This window comes from Clostridium sp. AF21-20LB, assembly GCF_003478795.1.
In the GTDB taxonomy this organism is placed as follows: domain Bacteria; phylum Bacillota; class Clostridia; order Lachnospirales; family Lachnospiraceae; genus Otoolea; species Otoolea fessa.
In genome coordinates this window covers 50486-56918 of sequence record NZ_QUGD01000017.1, presented here as the reverse complement: position 1 = coordinate 56918, position 6433 = coordinate 50486, and the positions used below count along the sequence as shown (strand labels likewise).

Here is a 6433-nt window from a genome sequence, read left to right as displayed (position 1 = left end):
TCTTGTCTATTTTTTCTGTTTTTCTCACTATGAATTGTATTTTTTTAGATAATTTATCATAACCCTTGTATCTAATCTCTTATTTATGTTATACTAAAGCCAATATTTTATCGAAAATATATCGTTTATTTTTTCACATTTATGAAAGGAGTTACACACCCTATGAGCAGACTCGTCATTCCAACCAACAGCGAGGCTCAGAATGTCGTAGAGGGACTTTACAAGGATCTGGAACGGCGCATCATCGCCAGCCCGCCAGGTCTTTGTCCTGTCGACCTGACCGCTGCATTTTTAAAAATGTGCCATGCACAAACCTGCGGCAAATGTGTTCCCTGCCGAATCGGTCTCGGACAGCTCTCCAATCTTCTGGAAGACATCCTAAACGGAAAAGGAACCATGAAGCATTTAACCATGCTGGAGGAAACAGCCCGTGTCATCGAAAGCACGGCTGACTGTGCCATCGGCTATACCGCTGCCCAGATGGTTTTAAAAGGTCTGGACGGATTCAAAGAGGATTTTATGGAACATATTTTACATAACCGCTGCCGCAGCAACCTCGACCAGCCGGTTCCGTGCGTAGCTTTATGTCCGGCCGGCGTCGATATTCCGGGCTACATCGCCCTGACTGCCGAAGGCCGTTATGCCGATGCCGTCCGCCTGATCCGCAAGGACAACCCGTTCCCGACCGCCTGCGCGCTCGTCTGCGAACATCCGTGCGAATCCCGCTGCCGCCGCAACATGCTGGACAAATCCATCAACATCCGCGGCATCAAGCGCGTGGCAGTTGATATGGCTGGTCATGTGCCGGCTCCTGTCTGTCCTGCGCCGACCGGAAAGCGCATCGCCATCATCGGCGGCGGTCCGAGCGGTCTTAGCGCTGCCTACTATCTGCAGCTGATGGGACACCAGACAACTGTCTTTGAAAAACGAAAGAAACTCGGCGGCATGCTCTTGTACGGCATCCCGAGCTACCGTCTCCCCCGCGAACGCCTGCAGAATGATATCGATGTGATCCTGGAAACCGGCGTGGAGATCCGCCTGGAAACCTCCATCGGAAATGAGCCGGGACAGATTTCTCTGGAAGATCTCCGCAAGGATTACGATGCCCTTTACATTGCCATCGGCGCGCACAGCGACAAGAAAATCGGCATCGATGGAGAAGACGCTGGCGGCGTGATTTCTGCGGTTGAATTTTTACGCGCCATCGGCGACGGCAAATATCCGGATCTGACCGGAAAGAAGGTCTGCGTCATCGGCGGCGGAAACGTTGCAATGGATGTGGCTCGTTCTTCCATCCGTCTGGGTGCTGAAAAGGTGGCCGTCGTCTACCGCCGCCGCAAAGCCGACATGACAGCACTTCCGGAAGAAGTGGAAAGCGCGATGGCAGAGGGTGTCGAGATCATGGAACTCTATGCCCCGCAGCGAGTAGAAGCCGACGAGGACGGCAACGCCAAGTCCCTCTGGGTATCCCAGCAGATGCCGGGCGAGATCCGCGGCGGACGTCCGTCTCCGAAATCCGTCGGCACAGACCCGATCCCGGTTGAATGCGATATCGTCATCGCTGCGGTCGGTCAAGGCATCGAAAGCCGCTACTTCGTAGAACAGGGAATCGACGCCAAATGGGGCGTGATCCAGGCGACTGGCTGGACCTCCATCCAGAACATGCCGGGTATTTTCGCCGGTGGCGACTGTGCAACCGGTCCGGCAACCGTGATCCGCGCGATTGCAGCCGGAAAAGTAGCGTCTGCCAATATCGATCAGTATCTCGGCTACAACCATCAGATTACCTGCGATGTGGAGATCCCGGAGCCGGATCTCTCCGACCGTACTCCGTGTGGACGCGTCAACCTGACCGAACGCCCAGCCGGAGAACGCAAATGTGACTTTACACTTACCGAATGCGGCATGAGCCTCAAGGAGGCGGGACAGGAAGCCAGACGCTGCCTGCGCTGTGACCACTTCGGTTATGGAAACTTCAAAGGAGGGCGGACCACATCATGGTAAATACGAATCTTGTATCCATCAAAATTAATAATATACCGCTGCAGGTTCCGGAAGGAACCCGGATTCTGGACGCCTGCCGCGACAACGGATTCCACGTTCCTTATCTCTGCTTTTTAAAGGATATCAACGAGATCGGTGCCTGCCGCGTCTGCGTGGTAGAGGTCAAGGGAATCCACCATCTCGTTACCTCCTGCAACAACCAGGTGCAGGACGGCATGGAGATTCTCACAAACTCCCCCAGAGTCCGTGAAGCCCGCAAGATCAACGTAGAACTGCTTCTTTCCCAGCATCATACGAACTGCCCCACCTGTGTGCGCAGTTCCAACTGTGAATTAAAGCAGGTGGCAAGCGATCTGAACCTGACGGTAGACCGCTATAAAAACGAATACCCGGAAATGAACTGGACTTCTACATTCCCACTGATTCGCGATGCTGGAAAATGCATCAAATGTATGCGCTGCGTCCAGATCTGTGATAAGATCCAGACCTTAAATATATGGGATGTATCCGGAACCGGTTCCCATACCACGGTCGATGTTTCCCACAATCTGGAAATCAAAGAATCCGATTGTTCTCTCTGCGGACAGTGTGTAACCCACTGCCCCACTGCCGCTCTGCAGGAGAGAGATGATGTGGAATCCATCAACGGTATTCACGGCGAACTGGCAAACGAGGAGAAGGTAACCGTTGCAGTGGTAGCTCCGGCCGTCCGGGCCGCATGGGGTGAAGAATTTGGTCTTTCGCCGGAATTTGCTACTGACAGACGTTTAGTATCCACCTTAAAATCCGTTGGATTTGACTATGTATTCGATGTTGACTTTGCAGCCGACCTGACCATTATGGAGGAAAGCAACGAGCTTTTAGCCCGCTTACAGCAGCCAGATAAATACAGCTGGCCTATGTTCACCTCCTGCTGCCCCGGCTGGGTCAGTTTTGCAAAGAGTCAGTATCCGGAGCTTCTGCCGCAGCTTTCCACTGCCAAGTCCCCGCAGCAGATGTTCGGTGCTGTCATCAAAACTTATTTTGCACAGAAAAAAGGCATTGCACCGGAAAATATCACCTGTGTTTCCATCATGCCGTGTATGTCCAAGAAGCGCGAACTGACTCTTCCGGGCATGGACAGCGCCGGAACCGGACAGGATATTGATTATGTTCTGACCACCCGTGAGATATGCCGTCTCATCAAGGCCGATCATATCGATGTATCCAGACTTCCGGAGTGCGATTTTGACGATCCTCTCGGTGAAGCAACCGGAGCCGGTGTGATCTTCGGTGCCAGCGGCGGCGTACTGGAAGCAGCGCTTCGTACCGCTTACCACACCGTAACCGGTGAAAATCCGGAGATCGACGAGCAGAGTCCGCTGAAGGTTCTGCGCCAGATCGGTTCCTTTAAGGAACTGGAAATCGATATCAAGGGTGTGAAACTGCACTGTGCAGCACTCAGCAGCCTAGGAGAGGCCAGACGCCTCATTCAGGCGATGAAACGCGGCGAATGCCACTATGATTTCGTTGAAGTCATGGCATGTCCGGGCGGCTGTATCAACGGCGGCGGTCAGCCGATCCGCCCATCCTTCCAGAATAAGCCGAAGGACTGCGCAGACCGCGACCAGTGCCTGCGTGCTTATGATGTAAACAGCGCAATCCGGTTCAGCCATGAAAACCAGGCCGTTCAGACACTGTATGACGAGTATCTTGAAGCTCCGTTATCCGATCGTGCACATCATCTGCTGCATGTGGAGGAATATTAATATATCCAAACGGTCACACAACAAAACCCCAGAGAGTTGCCGCTCTCTGGGGTTTTGTGTCATTCACAGATGACCAATCTGAGGCTAGTTACCAACTACTTACTCCATCTTTTCTTCTAGCCTCTCAGCTCTCTTCAATTTCCTCCATCTCCGGAATTGCCGAGATTCCGCCGCGGCGTTCGACGCACAGGCTTGCCACTGCGTTGCCGACCCTGCCAAACTGAATCATCTGCGCCCGGGTCAGGTGTTCCGGCGAGGTTTCTTCCTGCAGATAGGAGGCGAGAAAACCTCCCCAGAAGGAATCACCAGCGCCGGTTGTATCGACCGCATGGGAGGAAAAGCCCTCCGCTTTTACGATTCCATTTTCATTGCCGATCAGGGCGCCATCTCTTCCGAGCGTCACTGCCACCAGGTGCACGCCCTGACGGAGCAGATACTGAATCGCTTCCTCCGGGTCCTGATACGGGGTCAGAAGCGAGGTTTCTTCATCCGAAATCTTCATCATATCTACATAGGGAATCAGCGACTGCATCCGAAGCTGTGCGGTCTCCGGATCACTCCAGAGCGCCGCCCGGTAGTTCGGATCGTAGGAAATCACCGCACCGCTGTTTCTAGCAATATTGATCGCCTCATAGGTTGCCGTCCGGGATGGATCATCGGTCAGCGACAGGGAACCGACATGAAATACTCTCGTATTTTCCAGGATCTCCGGATCGATCTCTTTCATGCACAGATTCGTATCTGCCCCCGGCTTTCTCGCAAAGGCAAATTCGCGCTCCCCGTTTTCTTTCAGGCTTACAAATGCAAGCGTGGTAAAATACTTCTCATCCTGAATCAGGTTGTCCGTATTGATACCTGCCCGGATCAGGGTTTCCTTCAGGAAATCACCGTGCATATCCTTACCCACCTTGCCAATAAATGCTGTCTTCCTTCCAAATTTCGCAGCCGCCGCCAGCAGATTGGCCGGCGCACCTCCCGGATTCTGCTCAAACAGACGCATTCCCTGCTGTGAAACGCCTGCTGGAGTAAAATCAATCAGAAGCTCTCCCAGCGCTGTGATGTCTGTTTTTATTCTCATACGAATCATCCTCCGTATTACAAGTTATATCAATGGTGCCGCCATCCAGCCCTCTCACAGGCGGACAGCCACATCCGTTCGTCTCTCACAAGGAATTTTACTTCCGAATCGCGATATTTGCAAATTCTACTTTCGCGTCCTGCGCCAGCAGACCGAGCTCGTACTCCGGTTTCCGGAAAATACGATAGGTAAATGCCACCTGCTCGCCCACAAATACCTCTACCATGTCATGATCCACCGAAATCTTGACGTCGATTGCCGCGCCATTTTCAATCGCGAAGGTTTTCTCTGCCACGCGCACGCCATCCGGTCCCGGTTCCGTTGCTTTCGGAACCGCCTGGCAGGACTGCTCCCAGAACGGGTCAACTCCCATCGGCAGGGACAGAAGGGACACTCGCTGCATCGCCACATCAAACTCTAAGAACAGGCAGCCGCTTGCCTCCCAGTCGGATTTCAACAGGATTCCGAAGGAATCATTCGCTTCTTTCGGGATCACCGTGCCGGTAAACAGGAACTTTTCTTCCGGCTGCTCCAGGAAACCATACGAGGTTGTCCCGCATCCATCCAGCTCAACCGTTGTATCTCCATACAGCTTGTATTCTCCCATGACCGGAAGGTATTTCCAGTCAACTTTCTCTTTAAAGCAGTTTACATATTCTTCCGGAAGCTTCACGTCCAGCTGTCCGTCTGCCGTTGCAACGACCTCATGCGGAATACAGAACGTGCCACCCCAGTACCACTCGCCGCGGTCGCTGTTTTCTGCACGGTCATGCGCCCAGGCAAAATAGAAACGGCGCCCGTTGTCATCCTGCATGGATTTAGCTGCATAGAAGCGGCGTCCGCCGATGCCGTCTTTCTTCGGCTTTTTCCACGGTCCAAACGGAGATTTGGAAGTGCGGTAAATCGTGTTGACAAACTCGGAAAAGCGGGAATAGGAAAGATACCAGGTATCGCCTATCTTGTACATCTCGCTGCATTCCGGACAATTCGTATTGCCTGCCGAATACAACGGACCATAATACTCCCAGTTTACCAGATCTTTCGAGCGGTACAGGACGATACAGCCGCGTCTTGTCACCGGCATATCCAGCCGTCTCGCCGAGATCAGAATCCAGTAGCATTTATCTTCCTCATTATAAAATACATACGGATCACGCCAGTCCAGCTTTTCATATAACTCTATCATCGGCGTGATAACCGGGTTTGCCGCGTCCTTCGTCCAGGTGATACCATCCTCGCTCGTCGCATGGCAGATCGTCTGCTGATATTCTGCCGTCAGGCAGTAACCCGTATAGAATGCGTGATATTTTCCTTCGCCGTAGATAACCGATCCCGTCCACACGCCGGACGCATCCGGCTCATCGCCCTCGCCCGGATACAGTGCTGTCGGCAGCTCCTCCCAGTGCACCAGATCCTCCGAAACAGAGTGGCTCCATGTAGTACGCAGTCTCGCCGGATATACCGTGGTTCCTGGCGGGGATGTCAGTGAAAAAATATGATATTTACCTTCATGATAAAACGGAATCGCGTCACCGGTCGAATCCGCAAATGACATTTTTCTGAAAAAGTCCATTCTTCTCTCCTTGCCTTTCTAAATGTGCTC

General features: G+C 52.9%; 4 protein-coding genes. 2 read left to right on the top strand and 2 right to left on the bottom strand.

The features are described 5' to 3' along the window. The first annotated feature begins 162 nt into the window (after positions 1–162). On the top strand, positions 163–2004 hold the full coding sequence (locus tag DWX76_RS09675) for an NAD(P)-binding protein (RefSeq protein ID WP_118570565.1): 1842 nt from the start codon (positions 163–165) through the stop codon (positions 2002–2004). Next, positions 1998–3752, top strand: a complete 1755-nt coding sequence (locus DWX76_RS09670) for a [FeFe] hydrogenase, group A (protein ID WP_118570564.1) — start codon at positions 1998–2000, stop codon at positions 3750–3752. Before DWX76_RS09675 ends, DWX76_RS09670 begins: the two co-directional genes overlap by 7 nt. A 124-nt stretch (positions 3753–3876) precedes the next feature. Here the strand turns inward: DWX76_RS09670 and DWX76_RS09665 are convergent, their stop codons facing one another. Together DWX76_RS09665 and DWX76_RS09660 are read right to left on the bottom strand one after the other, a co-directional pair. Then, complete coding sequence (locus DWX76_RS09665; protein WP_182427361.1) at positions 3877–4830, bottom strand: carbohydrate kinase family protein; 954 nt, start codon at positions 4828–4830, stop codon at positions 3877–3879. A 97-nt stretch (positions 4831–4927) separates the two neighbouring features. Next, positions 4928–6403: a glycoside hydrolase family 32 protein gene (locus tag DWX76_RS09660; RefSeq protein ID WP_118570563.1), complete on the bottom strand. Its 1476-nt coding sequence runs from the start codon at positions 6401–6403 to the stop codon at positions 4928–4930. Between the last annotated feature and the right edge of the window lie 30 nt (positions 6404–6433).